General features: G+C 70.1%; 14 protein-coding genes. 8 read left to right on the forward strand and 6 right to left on the reverse strand.

All coding sequences use genetic code 11. The features are described 5' to 3' along the window. The first annotated feature begins 267 nt into the window (after positions 1-267). Both ACIBTX_RS09920 and ACIBTX_RS09925 read left to right on the forward strand, forming a co-directional pair. Positions 268-1,548, forward strand: coding sequence for an MFS transporter (locus tag ACIBTX_RS09920; protein ID WP_396832327.1), 1,281 nt, complete (start codon positions 268-270; stop codon positions 1,546-1,548). 72 nt (positions 1,549-1,620) lie between these two features. Then, positions 1,621-2,313, forward strand: a complete 693-nt coding sequence (locus tag ACIBTX_RS09925; RefSeq protein ID WP_357134617.1) for an alpha/beta hydrolase — start codon at positions 1,621-1,623, stop codon at positions 2,311-2,313. A gap of 419 nt (positions 2,314-2,732) precedes the next feature. Here ACIBTX_RS09925 and ACIBTX_RS09930 read toward each other — a convergent pair whose 3' ends face one another. Further along, positions 2,733-3,533 carry a helix-turn-helix transcriptional regulator gene (locus ACIBTX_RS09930; protein WP_396832328.1) on the reverse strand — a complete coding sequence of 267 codons (801 nt, stop codon included), beginning with the start codon at positions 3,531-3,533 and terminating at the stop codon, positions 2,733-2,735. Between the two features lie 122 nt (positions 3,534-3,655). On the opposite strand from ACIBTX_RS09930, the gene ACIBTX_RS09935 reads away from it, so the two are divergent. Both ACIBTX_RS09935 and ACIBTX_RS09940 read left to right on the forward strand, forming a co-directional pair. Continuing rightward, on the forward strand, positions 3,656-4,105 hold the full coding sequence (locus ACIBTX_RS09935; protein ID WP_357174264.1) for a VOC family protein: 450 nt from the start codon (positions 3,656-3,658) through the stop codon (positions 4,103-4,105). 110 nt (positions 4,106-4,215) lie between these two features. Further along, the gene (locus tag ACIBTX_RS09940) at positions 4,216-6,912 is read left to right on the forward strand and encodes an AAA family ATPase (RefSeq protein WP_357174102.1); all 2,697 of its coding nucleotides are present in this window, start codon (positions 4,216-4,218) and stop codon (positions 6,910-6,912) included. Between the two features lie 68 nt (positions 6,913-6,980). On the opposite strand, the gene ACIBTX_RS09945 is transcribed toward ACIBTX_RS09940, so the two are convergent. From ACIBTX_RS09945 to ACIBTX_RS09965, 5 genes are all read right to left on the reverse strand, one after another. Next, positions 6,981-7,616, reverse strand: coding sequence for an SRPBCC family protein (locus ACIBTX_RS09945; protein WP_396832329.1), 636 nt, complete (start codon positions 7,614-7,616; stop codon positions 6,981-6,983). Continuing rightward, the gene (locus ACIBTX_RS09950) at positions 7,613-8,098 is read right to left on the reverse strand and encodes an SRPBCC family protein (protein WP_357392402.1); all 486 of its coding nucleotides are present in this window, start codon (positions 8,096-8,098) and stop codon (positions 7,613-7,615) included. The genes ACIBTX_RS09945 and ACIBTX_RS09950 overlap by 4 nt, the downstream gene beginning before the upstream one ends. 316 nt (positions 8,099-8,414) lie before the next feature. Further along, positions 8,415-9,272, reverse strand: a complete 858-nt coding sequence (locus ACIBTX_RS09955) for a hypothetical protein (protein WP_396832330.1) — start codon at positions 9,270-9,272, stop codon at positions 8,415-8,417. A 205-nt stretch (positions 9,273-9,477) separates the two neighbouring features. Further along, a complete protein-coding gene (locus ACIBTX_RS09960) occupies positions 9,478-9,912 on the reverse strand; it encodes a hypothetical protein (RefSeq protein WP_357134609.1) in 435 nt (144 codons plus the stop codon). Positions 9,913-10,129: 217 nt separating this feature from the next. After that, the gene (locus ACIBTX_RS09965; protein WP_357134607.1) at positions 10,130-10,615 is read right to left on the reverse strand and encodes an HIT family protein; all 486 of its coding nucleotides are present in this window, start codon (positions 10,613-10,615) and stop codon (positions 10,130-10,132) included. 283 nt (positions 10,616-10,898) lie between these two features. On the opposite strand from ACIBTX_RS09965, the gene ACIBTX_RS09970 reads away from it, so the two are divergent. The 4 genes from ACIBTX_RS09970 to ACIBTX_RS09985 all read left to right on the forward strand — a co-directional run bounded on the left by ACIBTX_RS09970 (position 10,899) and on the right by ACIBTX_RS09985 (position 17,829). Beyond that, entirely contained in the window at positions 10,899-12,704 is a 1,806-nt protein-coding gene (locus ACIBTX_RS09970) for an AfsR/SARP family transcriptional regulator (protein WP_357134605.1), read from the forward strand. A 2-nt stretch (positions 12,705-12,706) separates the two neighbouring features. After that, on the forward strand, positions 12,707-14,164 hold the full coding sequence (locus ACIBTX_RS09975) for a toll/interleukin-1 receptor domain-containing protein (protein WP_357174093.1): 1,458 nt from the start codon (positions 12,707-12,709) through the stop codon (positions 14,162-14,164). 186 nt (positions 14,165-14,350) lie between these two features. Next, on the forward strand, positions 14,351-16,522 hold the full coding sequence (locus tag ACIBTX_RS09980; protein ID WP_357174090.1) for a protein kinase: 2,172 nt from the start codon (positions 14,351-14,353) through the stop codon (positions 16,520-16,522). Continuing rightward, on the forward strand, positions 16,519-17,829 hold the full coding sequence (locus ACIBTX_RS09985) for a hypothetical protein (protein ID WP_357174087.1): 1,311 nt from the start codon (positions 16,519-16,521) through the stop codon (positions 17,827-17,829). The genes ACIBTX_RS09980 and ACIBTX_RS09985 overlap by 4 nt, the downstream gene beginning before the upstream one ends. The last annotated feature ends 116 nt before the right edge of the window (positions 17,830-17,945 follow it).

Consider the following 17,945-nt stretch of genomic DNA (forward strand, 5'->3'; position numbering starts at 1 on the left):
GGCGTTGTTACGTCGTGGGCGGGACGGTCGGCGGCGTCTCCGGGAGGGAGATTCCACCGACCGTCGTCACGGCTGCATGCCGGGTCACCAGTACGGCGTGAACTTCTTCATGGCCACCTCCTCGACGTCGTTGACCTGACTCGGAGTCAACCGTCGGCGAGTGGACAGGCACTGAACGCGGCGCTCGCCAGTTCGGAAGTGAATCTGCAGTGGTCGATGTAAGCGTCGGGGTGTCAGGTGGGGGCCGGCAACCGGAAGGACGCCACCATGGGGCCGCTGCTGCGCAATCGGGAGTTCCGCGCCATCACGGTGACCGAGCTGTTGTCGGTGCTTGGTGACCAGCTCGCCCGGGTGGCGCTGGCCCTGCTGGTCTTCGGACGAACCGGGTCAGCCGGGCTCAGCGGGCTCACCTACGGGCTCACCTACCTGCCCACGGTGGTGGGCGGTGTCCTGCTCTCGTCGATGGCCGACCGCCGGCCTCGCCGCGAGGTCCTGGTAGTCATCGACGGGATCAGGGCGGTGATCGTCCTTGCCATGGCGATTCCCGGCGCTCCGCTGCCGCTGCTGTGCGGCCTGGTGGCGATGTCAGCGTTGCTGAGCGGCCCCTACCAGGCCGCCCGCCTCGCGCTGCTGCGCGACATCCTGCCCCCCGAGCGGTACGGCGCCGGGATGGCCGTGCGGCAGTCGGTGAACCAGGGCGCGACGCTGGCCGGGTTCGCCTCCGGCGGTTTCCTGTCCACTGCCTTCACGCCGGCCATCTGCCTGGTTGTCGACGGCCTCACGTTCGCCGTGTCGGCGATCGTCATCCTGCTGTTCGTCAGGCGTCGTCCGGCCGCCGCGGCAGCCGGTGAGCCGACGACGATCACTTCGACGCTCGGCCTCATCTGGCGGTCGTCGGCCCGTCGGGCGATCTTCCTGATGACCTTCTCAGCCGTGTTCCTCATCGCCCCGGAGGCGCTGGCCGTGGCGCTCGCCGCCGAGGTGGGCCTCGGCCCGCGGTGGGTCGGCCTGTTCATGGCCTCGGCCGGACTGTTCGCCGTGGCGGCCCTGGGCCTCTTCACCAGGTACGCCGTCGCGGCACATCATCCGAGGGTGTTCCCGGCGGCGTGCGTGGCGCCCGGCCTGCCACTGCTGGCCGTCATTGCGCTGGACGACCCGTACCTGATCATGCTGGTCTTCGGTCTCAGCGGCGCGGCGTGGGCGGTGCTCATCGTCATCTCGGTGTCCACGCTCGCGGAGTTGCTCCCCGCCAACCAGCGCGGCCGAGGGCTGGGCCTGGCGGCTTCCACGAACCTCACCGCGCACGGACTCGGCGCAGCCCTCGCCGGGCTGGTCGCCGATGCGATCGGCGTCGCGGCGGCCATCAGTCTGCTCGGGCTTGCCAGCGTCCTCTTCGCCGCCCTGCCCGTTGCTCTCTGGCATCGCGCGGATCGGGAGGTTCCCCCCGGCATCCGACGTGCCGGCCCGGACCGAGGGCGTGTGCGACTTGATGGCCAGTTGATGCCCCACGATCGGCGCGTTCAGTGGCTGTCCAAACCCCGCGCCTAGCGTCGATCCGACCGCACCCGAGGATCAGGGAAGAGGTACACCATGGTAAGTGGAGACGGCCGACCGACAATCGTGCTCGTACACGGTGCGTTCGCGGACAGCAGTGGGTTCGACGGGGTCATCCGGCGGCTGCTGGCCGGCGGGTACCCGGTGGTCGCGGCGCCGAATCCGCTGCGCGGCGTCGCCTCCGACGCGGCCGGGGTCAAGGCGCTGCTGGACCGCATCGCGGGGCCGATCGTGCTGGTCGGCCACTCCTATGGAGGTGCCGTCATCTCCGCGGCCGCGGCCGGTAGCGAGCACGTGCGGGCGCTGGTCTATCTGGCGGCGTTCGTGCCGGACACCGGTGAGGCGGTCGAGGAGTTGGTCGGCAAGTTCGCGGGCAGCACGGTGAACGAGTCGCTGAAGGTGGTGCCGCTGACGGACGGACAGGTCGACCTGTATATCGACCCGGCGGTCTATCACGACCGCTTCGCGGCCGACGTCCCCGCCGAGGACGCGGCGGTGTACGCGATCGCGCAGCGTCCGGCCGCAGCGGCGGCGTTCGGCGAGCCGGCGGCCGGGCCGCAGGCGTGGCACACGATTCCGTCCTACACGCTGGTCAGCGGCGCCGACCTGATCATCCCGCCGGAGACGCAGGAGTTCATGGCGGAGCGGGCCGGGGCCACCGTCCGGGTGGTCGACGGCGCTTCGCACCTGGTCTTTGTCTCGCACCCGGAGACCGCGGTGGCCCTGATCGATCAGGCGGCTCGCGAGACCGCGAGCTGACAGTTCCGCTCCGCCGACGCGCGGGCCTGGGACAACCACTCGACGAGTTGTCCCAGCCCTGCCGTCGAATCTGCTGCACACCGGTCCGCCACCGCGACTCCGGAGGCCCTCCGGTCCCGTCGTTCTGGCCCTGCATGTTCCAGGACGCCACGATCAGGTCCCGCGCTACCGCTGCCGCCGGTATCGGCGGTTCCAGGGGCGAACAGAACCGGAGACACCGTCGTCATTGCGATGATCGCGGCCAGCCGCCTGCGCACCACGCCCACGTCAGATCCTCCAGCACTCGACCACAACGACGATGCGGTAGCGGAGCTCCGTACCGCATCGGTAGGAATTACCTATTCGGGCAGGGGGAATTGGCCGGCGTGCGCTCCGCCGCTGCCTCCCAGGGTTCCTTCGTACAGACCGGAACCGTGTCGTCAACCCAGTCGATCCAGTCTTTCGCGAGCGGCGGTGTGGGGCCGAGGTGTGAGGACCACGAGTCGCAGGTCGGTGTTCTGGGTGGTCAAGACGTTGGCGTCCAGCGGGATGGCGCCCACGTCCGGGTGTACGGCGGTCTTGTGCGCGCTCTCGTGATTGGCCACCGCGCCGAGGGCCCAGAGCTGGCAGAACCTGTCGTTCCCGGCCATCCGCGAGATCAGTGCCGCCACGTCGGGATCGTTGGGATAGCGGGCGCTGGTGGCGCGCAGGTCGGCCACCAACGACTGCTCGAAGTAGGCGCGTTCGGTGTCGGTCTGCCGGACTCGGGGGTTTCGGGACTCGAACTGGATGATCAAGGCGTTGCGATCGTCGGCGGTGGCGCCGGCGGGGTCGCCGAAGACGGCCGCGAACAGCCGGTTCCAGTGCAGCAGCCGCCACACGGCGTCGTAGACGGCGGCCGGGGTGTCGCCGAGGTGGTCGATGACGCGGTGCAGGCTGCTGGGGATCAGTTGGGGTATCCGGTCCGGGGCCGTGGCGAAGCCGGCAAGGCGCATCAGGTGCGCCTCCTCGTTGTCAGAGAGTCGTAACGCGCGGGCCAGGGAGGTGCACACCTGCGCCGATGGTGTGGCGGCCCGGCCCTGTTCGAGGCGTGCCACGTATTCGGGGGAGATGCCGGCCAGCGCTGCCAGCTCGCCGCGTCGTAGCCCGACGACGCGGCGACGAGAGGCGTTCGGGATACCGACAGCGGCCGGGTCCGTGCGATCCCGCCAGGCCCGCAGCGCGGCTCCGAGGTCATTCATGAACCCCATGATCCGCTATCGGTCCGGGGAACTGGGTGGTACCAGCGGTACGCGGAAGACCTGTGCCTTCCACAGTGCTGGCTCGGCGCTACAGGATGGGGATCATGAGCAGAGTGACCAGAATGCATCACATCGGAGTGCCGGTCAGCGATTTGGCGCGGTCGGTGAGGTGGTACGAGGACGTCCTCGGCATCGCGCCGAACGGCGTGACGATCTCGGCGACGAACCCGGCGATCGGTGCGGTTGTCGAGGTCGAGAACGCGTCGATGCGGGCATCCTTCGCGTTGGCCGGTGACAACGTCCTGCTGGAACTCATCCAGTACGACAGCCCGCAGCCAAGGCCCTTCACCGGGCGCAACTCTGACGTTGGGGTGATGCACCTGTGTTTCGAGGTCGACGACCTCGACTCGGCGCACCGCGACCTGGTGCGGCGGGGCGTGCACGTCAACGCCGATCCGGTCGTGCTCCAGGACGGCGACGGCGTCGAAGCGGGGGCGTTGGCCGGGACGAAGATCCTCTATCTCCGTGACCCCGACGGCATCCAGCTGGAACTGTTCGAGTTGCCCGCGTAGGGCGCCGACTTCCGACCCGGCACCCGTCCCGGTCGGTGCGCTGCTCCGGATACCATCGGTGGGGCCGAACAACCGGAGGGCACCATTCGTCCGGCGACACGCAGAAGCTGATGACAGATATCAGGTCGGGATTGTTCGTCGCCCGCGAGGCGGAGTTGGGCGAGATCGCCGCGGTGACGGCAGCCGCGGCGCGGGGCCGTGGCGGGGCGATGCTCGTTCTCGGTGATGCGGGGATCGGCAAGTCGACGCTCATCGGTGCGGCCGCTTCGCGGCTCGACGGATGGCGGGTGCTGCGGGCCGGTGGTGTCGAGTTCGAGAGCGAGCTGCCCTACTCGGCCCTGCACCAGTTGTGCGCGCCCGTGCTCGACCACCGCGCTGGACTCCCCGTGCCGCAGCGGAGCGCGCTCGACGCGGTGTTCGGGCTGCAGGCCGGCGTCACGCCGACCCCGATGCTTGTCGGCCTGGCCGTTCTCGGCCTGCTGAGTGCCGTAGGCCGGCGCAGGCCGGTGTTCTGCGTGGTCGACGACGTGCAGTGGATCGACGCCGGCTCGCGGCAGGTACTGGCCTTCGTCGCGGCACGCGTTGCGGCGGAGCGGGTCGCCATGGTGTTCGCTGGCCGTACCGCCGCCTCGGTATCGGGGCTCGGTCGCCTGCCCGCCCTCACTCTCACCGGGCTCACCGATTCGGAATCCCTCACCCTGCTGCGGTATCGGGCGCCGTTCGGCCACGAGGAAGCGATCGTGCAACGGATCCTCGCCGAAGCGGCCGGCAACCCGCTCGCCCTGGTGGAGTTCGCCCGCGACGCCGGACCGTTCGGGCTACCCGGGGAGGCCGGGCACCGCGCCGTGGAACACCGGTTCGTGAGTCGGTTCCTGCGGCTGCCGGCACCCACGCGCTCGGTTCTGGCGCTGGCCGCGGCGGAGCCGACAGGCGACCTCGTTCTGCTGCGCCGCGCGATGGCGATTCAGGGTCTGGACGCCGTGGACCTGGCCGCGGCCGAGGACAGCGGCCTGTTGGTGGCCGGGCCCCGGGTGCACTTCCGGCATCCGTTGGCGCGTTCCGCGGTGTACCTGTCGACTGGCGCCAGGGCGCGACGGCAGGCGCACGCATCGCTCGCCGCCGGTACGGACGCCGACATCGATCCCGACCGTCGCGCCTGGCACCAGGCGAGCGCGATCGATGGCCCGGATGAGGAGACCGCGGCCGAGCTGGAGCGTTCGGCCGGACGAGCACAGCGCCGCGGCGGACTCGCGGCAGCGGCCGCGTTCCTCGAGCGCGCGGCCCGACTGACACCCGGCCGGTCACGGCGGGCCCGCCGGTTGTTGGCCGCGGCCCGGGCGCGGTTGGGCTCGGGGGCGCCGTCTGCCGCCCGGGAGTTGGTGGACGAGGCCGAGCGTCTCCATCCGGACCCCGCCGACCGCCACGCCGCGCGGCTGCTGCGCGCCACGATCGACTATCACGTGGCGCGCACCATCCCGGCGACGATCGCGCTCATCGACGCGGCCGACGGCGTGGGGCCCGACGAGGTCCGCGAGACCTACCTGGAGGCTTTCGCGTCGCTCATGTTCAGCGTCGACGAGCCGGGGAGGTTACGGCGGCTCGCCCTGCACATCCGGGAACGGGTACCCCAGCGTCAGCCGCCACGTCCGGTTGACCTGCTGCTGCGGGCATTGGTCGAGCAGCATCTGCGCCCGGTGGACGAGGCGATGCCCATGATGCGCCGTGCGGTCGACGCCTTCCGGGACCACGCCCGCACGCCCGGCGCGGATCCGTGGTGGATGGAACGTGCCTGTGTGTTGAGCGTCGACATCGGTGACAGCGATGCTATGGAGCAGATCGCCGACCGTCAGGTGGAACTCGCCCGGGCGCAGGGGGCCTACGCGATCCTTCCCCATGCGTTGCGCTTCCAGGCGGTCGCCCGGACGATCATGGGTCGCTTCGCCGACGCGCAGGTCTGCATCATCGAGGCGCGTGCGGTCGACGAGGCCGCCGGGACGTCAAACCTCGTCGGGTCCGACCTGATGCTTGCCGCCTGGAGCGGGGACGTCGAACGGTTCCGCGAGATCCGGGAGAAGCTGCGCGACTGGGTGGGGGTGAAACCCACCGCGCTGCACTACGCGATCGGCGTTCTGTGCAACGGCAGCGGCGACCATGAGGCCGCGATCGACGCGTTGCTGCTCGTACGGGACCAGCACCGGCGCGGGGCGTACGCCGCCTCCGTCTTCCACCACGAGCTGGTCGAAGCCGCCGCCTACGTCGGACGTCCCGAAGAGGCCAAGGATTCGGCTAAATGGATCGGGGAGGTCGCACGGGTCAATCCGAACGCGTGGACGACCGGTGCGCATCTACTGGCGAGTGCGCTGCTCGACCCGGGGCTCGGCGCGCAGGACCACTACCGTGCCTCGATCAGCCGGTTCGCCGGGAGCCGGATGCGAGTCCACTACGCGCGTGCCCGACTGCTCTACGGGCAGTGGCTGCGACGGGTCGGCCGTCGCGCCGAGGCGCGGGTGGAGCTGCGCGCCGCGCACGAACTGCTCTCCACCATCGGCGCGCGCGGGTTCGCCGGCCGCGCCGCCCGCGAACTGGACGCCATCGGCGAGTCGACCCTGGCCGACGACGCCGATCCGCTCGCGGGGCTGACCGCCCGCGAACTACTCGTCGCCCGCAGGGTTGCCTCCGGCGCGGGCACCAAGGAGGTTGCCGCGCTGCTGTTCGTCAGCCCGCGAACGATCGACGCCCACCTGCGCAACCTCTACCGCAAACTGGGCATTACCTCACGCCGGCAGCTCCGAGAACTACTCCGCTGACGGAGCCGGGCCGACCGAGCGACAAAGGGGCCCCGCCGGTACGAGACCGGCGGGGCCCTTGGGTCACGTCAGCGCCGGGCGCGATCACACTCCCGTTCGGCACGCGACTTCAGCTCCGTCAGCCACGTCTCCAGGCCCGCCCCGAGAGCCACGGTGGAGAAATCGACGTCCTGCTCGACCTGGTCACCGCGCCACGTCTCCTCGGTACGCACGAGAACCCGGCCGTCGATCTCGGTGAACGTCCACACGTGCACCCCCTCGTCGATGCGCAGCCCCGCACCGATCGCCGGGCCGTTCCAGCGAAGGCACTTCTGGTGCTGAAGCTGCCGGACGGTGGAGGTGACGACGAGGGTCGTGGCGGGATTCAGCGCGGTCTCGAGGACCGGTGTCGTCCACCGGAACGACGAACCGGGACGCAGTGGGCCACGATCGAGCCGCTTGCTGGACAAAACGGGCTTCTGCCACGACGGCCAGCGTTCCACGTCGGTCTGCAGCTTCCAGACGGTCCGTAGCGGAGCGTCGATCGTCGTCTCCGTCCGATAACGAATCTTCGCCGCCGCGTCGACTGTCCTTCCCGCACATTGCACCGTCGCGGCCTCGGAGCCGCCATCGCGCCTGGCACCGGCCTGAGCCGGCGCACCTGCGGTGCCCACGAGACCGGCCACGACCACTGCCGTCGCGACGGCAAACACACGATTCTTCATGAGGCGGCCACCGCCTCGGCGGTGCCCTTGAGTCGTTCCAGCCACCTGGCGAGGGTCGTGTCGAGGCCCTCCTGGAACGGCCCAGGGTCGGCATCGACAGGCGGGCCCGCGAAGGACTCCTCGGTCGACACCTCCACACCGTCGCCGGCCGGAGTGAGCGCCCAGACGTGGACACCGAGGACCCCGTCCGGTCCGTCGCCGTATCCCCGCCACACGAGGCGCTCGCGCGGCCGTACCTGAACGATCGTCGACTCGATCTCCATGCCCGCGGCCGACCAGCGGAACACGGAGCCCGGGGCGAGCGGGCCGGGTGTTTCCACCCGTGCGTACGGGATTTCCGGCAGCCAGGTTGTCCATGCGTCGATGTCGGTGAGGATCCGCCACACGGCTTCCGCCGACGCGGTCACCGTGACGCTGTGGCGGCTGACCACCGGGGCCGACACGTCAATGCCGGCCTCGTTGGTGTCCGTAATGTTCTCCATCGTGAAGCCTCTCTGCGTCACCGACCATCTGATCGCCGGGCAGGAGAGCGAGCCGCTGGATCCGCACCCGGCAGATGCGATCGTGCCAAGACGGCAACCGCTACACATCGGCAAGAATTACCTAGTTCGCGGTACGTGGGCCGGCCACGGTGAAGGTCCTTACCTCCCTGCCTGCTGCCGGCCTCAGCCCGGCCGGTTCTCGTCGAGTCGCAGCGGCGCTGCGGTCCGGCAGCGCCCGCGCCCAGACAGCGTCGCCGTCGCCGGCGGGGTCGAGATGCTGCGGGGATCAGACCGAGTCGTGGTATCCCACGCCCGATCACCCGCCGAGGTGGTCGAGCACGGCTTGCGCGTTCCGGACCACGACCGCGATCCTCTGCTGGGCGGCGCGCAGATCCTGGGCGTGCGCCTGAATCATCGCGGTCTGGTACGCGGACTCGACTGAGAACCAGACGCCCACGACGTTGTTACGGGTCTTGCACGCCACGTCCGCGGTCGCGGTCCGCTTCTCGGCGGTTGAGGGCGTGGCCGGGCGCAGATCCGCGGCTGCCGCAGCAGTCAACGGGTCGACGTAGTGGTAGCCCTGTTCGTGCATGCACGCAGACCATCTGCCGAACACCTGGCGCATCCGGTCGTCCGCCCGCGCCTGCTCGAAGGCGTTGAAGTCGATCGAGGTGACGAGGTGCTCGGCGATGTCCTCGGGGCTCGTGAGCTGCAGTTTGCGGCCCGCCTCGCCCGCGCAGCCGCCCGCGGGCACCTCGTGCCCCTGGTAGGTGCGGGTGGGCTGGCCGGCTGGCGCCGGGCGGCCGTCCTCGCTGCCGGTCCAGACGAGCATTTCGGCGGGCGGCACGGCGGCACCCGGCTTGGTGCGAGCGACGCTGCCTTCGCCCGGTGCGAGGTGGTACCCCCACCTGGCGGCGACGGCCGGGTCGGTGACGCCGTACCGGCGCGACATCGGTTCAGGGCCCGCGCCGCCGGTGGCTGCGGCGGGCTGTCCGCGATCGATCCCGAAGCGTCGCATGCAGTCGTTGACCAGGATGGATCGAGCCCGGTCCAGGGTGACGCGCTGCTCGCCGTCGAGCCGGTACGCCGCGATGGGCAGGACCAGTCCCGCGGCACCGTCGGCGCCGCGCATCTCGGTGACGGCGGGCGGACTGGTGATGGTGATCCCACCCACGCCAACACGCTCAGCTGTGCCGTCCGGGTCGGGGGAGCAAGCCGCCGCGGTTGCGAGCAGCAGCATGAGTGCGCCCCACCGGGCGGTTCTTCGTCCGTGCGATGCCATGTTCGCTGCCCCCGGCTGTAATCGGTGGCACATGACGCCGCGGCGACAGAGCCGACGGCGTCACGTGCCACGAGGGTTTGACGTGTCTGGATGATGGCTAGTTGGGGGACCAGGAAAGCGACCGGTTGTCGTTGGTGAGACCGGCGAGGTTGTACGGCGCACTGCCCGCATCGCAGCAGACGCCCAGCGCGTACGACGGGCCGGTCATGCCGGGCTCGGACCAGATCACCGGCCGCCACGTCGTGTCGTAGTTCGATGCCGAGCCGGCGTTGTTCCAGACCCGGGTGCCGTGGCCGGACCCGGACGGCCCGAAGTAGAGAGCCGGGCTCTTCATGTCGTTGATCAGGCCGTTGAGGCAGATGGAGGCGCCCTGCTGCTGTTGCCCGTAGTAGAGGACGACCGGACCGCCGGAGCGGACGGTGCAGTTGGTTTCGACCCCGGCCGACGCCGATTCGGGGAAGGCGATCAGCGTGGTGCTGCAGGCGGTGGCCGCAGTCACGAGTCCGTGCACGACTTTTCGGTTGAGTTTCACGGTTTCCTCCCTTGGTGCCTGGTCATACGGCCAGGCATTCGCATATTGGTCCGGTCCTTATGCCTTTCCGCTGGCGATCGTCGATGAGCGGCCAGCGCATGGGGCAAACGTTGAGATCCGCGGAGGCATTGAGTGGACTGGCCACCGCCGCATTTCCCGTACGCGGTCGGTGGCTTACCCGCGTGGCGAGGCGCAGTTGACCGTCATGGTCCGGGTGTCAGACCTGGCCGACATGTCGTCCCCCTGCTGCGGGCCGAGACGCCCGGGAACAGGGCGGCATGGCGGCCTGGATCCGTTCAGCGGTCCGCTCAAGCCGGGCGCTGTCGATTGTGGGTGCCCGCGCCGGCCAGATGGCCTGGATCGGGTCATCGTGCCAGCGGGGAACCAGGTGTATGTGAAGGTGCGGGATCGTCTGTGAGGCAGCCTGGCCGGCCGAAATGATCAGGTTCAGACCGTCCGACGCAAGTGCCTCTCTGATGGCATGGGACACGTCGAGAACGGTGTCCATCAGCGGCTGGACGTCCTCCGAGGCCAAGGCCCACAGGTCGGTCACGTGCCTGCGAGGTATCACCAGCGTGTGCCCGGCGGTTGCGGGTAGCAGCGGGACGAATGCCATCGTCTGCGGGGTTTCATAGATCCGAAGAGCCGTTGCCGTGCCGGCACCGATCTGGCAGAACACGCAGGTCCCGACGTCGTCGTTCATTCGTTCGCCCCTCTTCCGCCGCATGCTCCCATCAGAAGCGAGAGTCGAATTTCTCCGGCATCGACGTGTTCACCGTTCTGGTATGCGGCGCTCCCATACCGCGCCCGACTCTGCTTCAGTCGAGGTGGAAGGGTCGACGTGCGGTGGAGGGAGTGAGGGCGCCATGCCGATACCGCAGATGTGCCTTCCGCCAACGAGCAGGGTGGTCTGGGCGGCCCGAATTGCCGAGGTGGTCGAAACGATGACCGCGTATATTCGGGTTCTCCCATGGCTGGAGGCTCCAGTGAAGTTTTCGGTGCTCGGTCCGCTGCGGGCTCTCCGGGACGGCCGCCCTGTCGTCCTGCGTGGTCATCGGGAGCGAAGGATTCTGGCGGGGCTGCTGACCAGGCCGAACGGGCTGGTGACGCACGATCGGCTGGTCCGGGTGGTGTGGGACGACCCTCCCTCGACAGCGCGACGACAGCTGCAGAACTGCGTCTGGCAGTTGCGGCGTCAACTCCACGGAGAGGCCGAAGGAGAGCGGATCAGTGGAGCCCCTGAGGGCTACCAGATCAACGTCGAGCGGAGCGACCTCGACGCGCTGGTCTTCGACAAGCTCCTCGACGAGGCTCGTCGGCTCAGCGGGCGCCACCAGGACCAGGCGGCGATCGACGCGTACGACGAGGCACTCAGCCTGTGGCGCGGAGCGGTGGCGCTCGACGGGGTGCGGACCTCGTGGATCGAGGCTTGGGCGGCCAAGCTTGACGAGCGCCGGATCTGCGGCCTGGAGGAGCGGGTGGAGGTCCACCTGCGATTGAGTCACCACCAGGCGATGGCCTCCGAACTGACGGGGTTGGTCGCCGAACACCCACTGCGGGAACGACTCGTCGGGCAACTGATGGTCGCGCTGTACCGCGGCGGTAGGCAGGCAGACGCCCTCCGGGAATACCAGCATCTGGCCCACCGGCTCACCGAGCTGGGGCTGACTCCCAGCCCGCACCTGGGACGGCTGCAGGTGATGATCCTCCGCAACGACGCGGCCCTGGAGATCAGCTCTCAGTCGCCGGGGCATCCGCGAGGCCGGTCTGCCGTGGCGCTGTCCCGGGGAGCGGACCCGAATCCCGTCCCACTGCCCGCGGCGTGGCTTGCGTCGACGCCGCCGGACCGCTCGGTTGACGGTGCGCCACCGTTCGAAGAGCTGCTGCGTCGGATGCGTCAGGCGGCGCAGACGACCAGCCCTCGGGTGTTGCTACCGACCCTCGCCGCGCAGGTGCGGACTCTGCGAGGGCTCGCCGAGGTCAGCATGCTGGCCGAACGCCTGGAGATTCTTCACCTGGCCGCCCGGTACGCCGAGTTCACCGGTTGGATGGCACAGGAGGCCGGCGACGACGCGGCCTGTCTGCGATGGACCCGCACCGCTGTCGCTCTTGCCGAGGCTGGCGGTGACCGGGATTTTGGCCGGTTGTTCGCAATCCGTCAGGCTGACATCGCCCTCTACGACGACGATCCGGCGCGCACCTTGACCGCTGTCGCGCCAGTGGTGAGGGACGCGAACGCTCCGCCGCAACTCCGGCGGCTGGCGATGGAACGGGTCGCTCAGGGCTCCGCCCTCATCGGCAGGTCGGACGACTTCCACGCGGCGGTGGTGGAGGTGGGTCGGGCGCACCGACAGTTGGCCGGCGGGGCGCAAGTGTTCGGGTCGGGCAACATGCCGGATCCGGCGGCGATCGTGCAGGGGTGGGGGCTGGTCGATCTCGGGTCGTACCGGGAGGCGGCGCACATCCTCGACCGGGAGGTGCTCAGGATCAGCCCGGCGGCGGGCCGGGCCCGCGCCCGGTACGGCGTTCGCCGACTGCTCGCCCACGTCGGCGCCGGCGACCTCGATGCGGCCCTGGAACTCGCTCCGGACGTGCTGGACGGCATCGAACTGGTCGACTCGGCGACCATCCGGACCGACCTGCGCCGACTGCGTCGGCTGCTGGCCCCCTGGTACCAGGACCCCACGGTCGCACCGTTGACCGCCCGGCTCACCGAGGTCCTGAGGCCGTCGGCGCGAGCCGACACGTACGGACTTGGACCGGCCGACGATTCCACCCGACGGATCGCGTGAGCATGAGCGGCATCTTCGTGAACTATCGTCGCCACTTTCGCGAGGCCGGCGACGGCAGCGAACCCGCTCTGGTCGAGGCGCTCGCCGACCGGCTCCGGCGGCACTTCGGGGACACCGAGGTGTTCCTGGATGTGGAGTCCATCCCCGTCGGCGAGCGGTACCCCAACCAGCTCCGGGCCCGGCTGAGCGACGCCGAGGTGCTGATCGCCATCATCGGTCCCGGCTGGCTGGCGGAGACCCGGCATCGGGCGACCTGGCCGGCGAAGGACTGGGTCCGCTGGGAGATCGCGGAGGCGTTGCGGCTGCCGGGCACGGTTGTCGTCCCGGTCCTGCTGGGCGAGACTCCTGTCCCGGTGGCGGATGACCTTCCGGCGGACATGCGCGAGCTTCCGGCACGCCAGTCGCAGCGTATCCGGCACGGCACGTTCCGCCTCGACGTCACCCGGTTGATCGAGGCGCTGGAGGCGCACGTCCACCCGACCTGGATTCCGCCCGAGGAGCCCGCGAAGAAGTCCGGGGTTTCCGGACGGCTGACGAGGATTCTCGCCGGTGCGGTCGGACCAGCGATCCTCGCCGCCTTTCCGTACTACTACTCACGAGCAGAAGAACCACATTCGCTCGGTGAGATTTTGCAGACCTACGCACTGGCGGTCTTTTTCGTCGCCCTGCTGCCTGTTGCCCTCTTGGCTGCGGCGTTGCATCTGGCGGAATCCTTGAACAGGTTCGAACGCGCCGTCGTGGTAGCGAACCCGGCAGCCCTGCTGCTGGGGCAGGGCATGGCGATGACCTTCGTCCTGGGATTGATTCTTGGTGTGGTGGTGGCCCCCTATGCGACCGGGGAAAGCCTCAGCTTCCTGATCTCATTTGTCCTGGTGTTTATGGCCATGCCGATTGTTGGTGGCTATTACCTCATCCTTGAGCAGGCTGCACGGCAGTGGCCGCCGGCTGTCCCGGCCCGCGGTGAGGCCGCCGGTGGCCGCGCCCTCCGGGTGATGGCACAGTACCGGCAACGTTCGGCCTCCCGATCCTTGCCGTTGTCCCGCCTGGAGCGCGATCAGACCGCGTGGCTGCATGGGCGCCTCGAGGAGGCGATGGAAGGTCTGCGCGAGGAGACCCGGCGAGGCTGGGTCAACCAGATCAAGTCGATGGACGTTTTTTTCATCCTTCTCATCTCGCTTCAACTTCCGACCGTCACTCTCCCCGCCCTGTTGCTTCCGTGGGCATTCAGTCGTCAGGGTGCGGGCCCGGTCTGGATCCTGGGCGGTGTCGTGGTGGCTGTTGTTGTCCCCATCCTCGGACCGATGGCGTGGGTGTTGTACGTGCGCATAAAACGACTGCGGACCGACCGGATCGCGGATGAGATCGACTCGTTCCTGCGCGAGCTTGAGACCACGCTGGCCGCCGGTCATCAGTCGGTGGCCGTGGGTTCGCACCCGCTGTCCATAGGGGATCCGCCGTGAGTAGGGCTGGCGCCAGCGCGACGGGTCACCACGCCACGACGCGATCGAGCGGGCGGTAGGCGGCAGGTGAACCCGCGACCGCCTGCCGAGGGTGACGTGCCGCCGACGCGCCGCGAGACCGATCGGGCCGTCGACCCCGGGCCACAGGTTCCCGCCACACGCCGGGAGCACCCGGCCGAGTCCGCTGTGGCCGTACCGGTGAGCGCCGGTCTGCTGCGGCTGCCCGACCGGGTGTCGGGCTGGTCGGTCCTCGCGGCGTTGCCGGCGGGCGCGGAGGCCGACGTCTTTCTACTACGCGACGCGGCGGGCGACGACCGGGTGTTGAAGATCTACCGGCCGGGGATCGTCATCGACGAGGACGCGGTCGACCGGCTGATCGGGCTGCGCAGCGAGAGGTTGGTGACGCCCATCGACTTCGGCGTCGCTGAGGGCCGGCGCTGGGAGCTGACCGAGTATCTACCGGCTGGCACCCTGGCGGACTTCATCGGCCAGGACCCCCGCCCGGTGCCGCCGGAACTGCTGCGGCACGTGGTCGCCGAGCTGACCGAGGCGCTCGGCGAACTGCACTCGGCGACCATCGTGCACGGCGACCTCAAACCGTCGAACATCATGGTCCGGAGCCTTCCTCCGGACCTCGGGCTGGCGCTGGCCGACTTCGGACTGAGCAGGTACCTCGGTCCAGCATCGGTGCGATTCACCAGCCGCGGCGTGACGTTCGCCTATGCGGCGCCGGAGAGTTTCGCCGGCGCCTACTCCCCGGCGGGCGACTGGTGGGCCGTCGGTGTGGTGGTCCGGCAACTGGCCACCGGCCAAGCCCCGTTCGAGGGTCTCGACGAGCGGATCATCCAGCACGAGGTGACGGTCCGGGGCGCATCCGTCGACGGCGTCGCGGACCACCGGCTGCGGCTTCTCTGCGAAGGGCTCCTGGTCAGCGACCCGGACCATCGGTGGGGTGAGGCGCAGGTCCGGCGGTGGCTGTCCGGCGGATCGCCCGAGGTGCACCGTCCGGCCTCGACGCGACGTGCGACGCCGCTGATCCTGAAAGGGGTGCCCTACCGCACCCGCTCGGAGGTCGCACGCGCGATGGCGGCCCACTGGAGCGACGCGGTGGACATGTTCCTGCGACGCGTCGGCACGCGAAGAGACCCCGGCGAGGGGTGGCGCGTGCTGCGCGCCTGGCTGGAGCAGTTCGACGACGATGTCGACGAACGGATCCGGCTGATCGACCAGGCGTTGACCCACCCGGATCACACCCCCGATGTGCGAATGGTGCACCTGCTGCGCTGGCTGGACCGGGGGCAACCGGCGACCTACCTGGGGCTACGAGTGGGGTCGGAGCACCTTGCCGATGTCGCGGCTGTGGCGGTGCGGGAGCCGGACGGCCGGGCGGCCTCGGCGGTGCGTGACCTGTGGCGGTACTCGCTCCTGCCGGTGCTCGCCGACTTCGGCGACGGCCAGGCCCTGGTGCAGGTGGACGCCCGTTGGCGGAGCTCGGCACAGGACCTCGACGCGCTCGCCACCCGGGTCGATCTGCCACCACAGGCTACGTCGATGCTGGCGGCGCGTCGAACCGAGCACCGGGCCGTCCTGCTCAGCGTCGCCGCCGATCCGGATCGGTTGCGACCGCTGCTGGACGGCGCGGTTCGGGATCGCGAAGAGGTCACCGAGCACCTGGACTGGTTCGAGGCACTGCCTCCGGTGACCGACGTGGCCAGCGCGCTGTGTGTGTTGACGGTCGTCCCCGCCGCCGTGCAGGAGTGCGCCGGCATCGTCGAGGCCCGTACCCGGGGACAGCGCGTTCTCGACGAGGAACTGAAGCAGCTCAGGGCCGGGCGGCCGAAGGCCCTGTCGCTCGCCGCGGCGGCCTCCATGATCTGGGCGCTGGTCGTCGCCGCTCCCGTGTTCCTGCCCCATTTCTCTCCCGACCCACGTCTCGTGATCAGAGACATGTCGATCCCCGTCGCGGAATGGCTGGTGCCCACCCTGGCCGAGGTCGGCCTCGCGGTGCGGACTGGATCCTTCTACCATCCGCGCTGGTCCGCGCTCGACCGAATGCGGTGGCTGGTCCGTCGCGTGCCCACCGGCTGGGCGGCGCTTCGCAGGGGCGCCAACCGGGTCCGGGGCGGCGCTCCGCCGCTGCTGCTCGGTGTGCTGGCGTTGGCCTGCTGCTGCGGCAGCCCGTTCCTCTGGTCGGCAGCGCTACTGGCCGTCGCCATGGTCGCGCTCATCGGGCCGGTGGTGCATCTCGGCTGGACCGGCACCCGGATATGGCGTTTCGGTCAGGTCCGGCGACAACGAAGCCGTGAATTGCTCGGCAGCGAACCCACTGAGCGGCGAGACGGGGGCGAAGCGGAATGAGCGCTGGCAGTGTGGTGGTGTTCCCGGTGGCGGCCGTGATCGGCGCCGCAACCATCGTCGGAATCCGCGCCACGGCGGCACTCGGCGAGCTACTCCAGGTGAGCCCAGCCGAGGCAGCCGCCCGCAACGCGCGGATCCGGGCACACACCACCGCACGGCGGCAGGCCGTCGCCGCCCAGGAGTCGCAGCGGGACCAGGCCGTCCACGCCTGGGAACTGCGACTTGAACGCCGGGCCGCCGCCCGGGTCGACGCGGCGTATGCGGCGTCCGCCCTCGCACAGCAAGGACTGCCGGCGGAGCCCGCGCTGGCTGAGCCCTCCGTCTCGGCGTCCGAATCGGTCTGGGACGCCTGGTGCGACGACGTCGACCGGGTCCTGGCGGGAGTGTTCAGGCGCGCCGCCGCCGCCCGGGCGGTCACCGCGGCACGGGGTCTCGCGGACCTGCTGCCACCGGTGTCGGCCGCGGCGCTGCGGACCGCGGCGGACGGGATTGGCGAGCCAGAGCCGCTGCCCGGCGGTGGTTCGGACCCCGCCGCCGCCGTGGTGCGCATCCTCGCGGGCCTGCACCCGATGGCCGCCGCCGAGGGCCGCGCCAGAGCCGAGGCCGCCGCCGCTGACGTCTGGCGCCGGCCCGACGAGCGACGGCCGCGCCTGCGGCAGGTGCAACTGCGGGTGCAGGAGGCCAACAAGCTGGTGCGGGTCCGGCGCTCGGATGCCGTCGTCGCGGCGGAACTGCTGGACGCGATGGAACCGTACGCGGCGCAGCAGGATCTTGACACCGGCGCGCTGGACCGGGCCAGGGCGGGCCTCGTCGACGTGGTGTCCGGCCGGGCGGAGCTCAACGACCAATTGTTGAACGAGGTTGAGCAACTGCGGTCGGAGATGGAGGAGCGAGCGTTGGCGATCGCGGTCCAGGACGCTGTGGCGGACGCGCTGACCGAGCTGGGCTACAGCGTGGGCACCGAGTTCAGCGTCGGGCAACCCAGCACGGGCAGGCTCGCGGTGAGCCGACCCGACGACGCGGACCACCTGGTGCGTTTGAAAGTCGACGCAAGGGCACGCAGGATTCAGTCGATGGTCTACCGGACCGGACCCGGCGAGAACCCCCACGCCGACACGGCAGCCGAGCACCGCTGGTGCGCCGACCTCGAACAGGCACTGGCCACTCTCCGGGAGGCCGGATTGCCGTGCGCGCACACCGAGCTGCGTCACCCGGGCGCCGAACCCACGCCCCGCACGGCGCCGCAGCAGCGCACTGAGCCCCGGCGGCGGCTCAGAAGCCGCGAGGCGGAGGGAGACATACGGTGATCGACGACCTCGCGGGCTGGCCGGCGTTCGCCCGCGAACTGCACGCGACACTGCCGACCCAGTCGCAGTACGTGTTGTGGGGCAACGCCCACGATTCGTACCTCATCGACACGCCC

This window comes from Micromonospora sp. NPDC049359 (genome assembly GCF_044466585.1).
Lineage (GTDB): Bacteria > Actinomycetota > Actinomycetes > Mycobacteriales > Micromonosporaceae > Micromonospora.

Coding starts and splice junctions, on each gene's coding strand:
- ACIBTX_RS09985 (WP_357174087.1), top strand. CDS start 16,519: ATGAGCGCTGGCAGTGTGGTGGTGTTCCCGGTGGCGGCCGTGATCGGC.
- ACIBTX_RS09950 (WP_357392402.1), bottom strand. CDS start 8,098: ATGGAGAACATTACGGACACCAACGAGGCCGGCATTGACGTGTCGGCC.
- ACIBTX_RS09965 (WP_357134607.1), bottom strand. CDS start 10,615: ATGAACGACGACGTCGGGACCTGCGTGTTCTGCCAGATCGGTGCCGGC.
- ACIBTX_RS09930 (WP_396832328.1), bottom strand. CDS start 3,533: ATGAATGACCTCGGAGCCGCGCTGCGGGCCTGGCGGGATCGCACGGAC.
- ACIBTX_RS09975 (WP_357174093.1), top strand. CDS start 12,707: ATGAGCGGCATCTTCGTGAACTATCGTCGCCACTTTCGCGAGGCCGGC.
- ACIBTX_RS09940 (WP_357174102.1), top strand. CDS start 4,216: ATGACAGATATCAGGTCGGGATTGTTCGTCGCCCGCGAGGCGGAGTTG.
- ACIBTX_RS09920 (WP_396832327.1), top strand. CDS start 268: ATGGGGCCGCTGCTGCGCAATCGGGAGTTCCGCGCCATCACGGTGACC.
- ACIBTX_RS09945 (WP_396832329.1), bottom strand. CDS start 7,616: ATGAAGAATCGTGTGTTTGCCGTCGCGACGGCAGTGGTCGTGGCCGGT.
- ACIBTX_RS09935 (WP_357174264.1), top strand. CDS start 3,656: ATGCATCACATCGGAGTGCCGGTCAGCGATTTGGCGCGGTCGGTGAGG.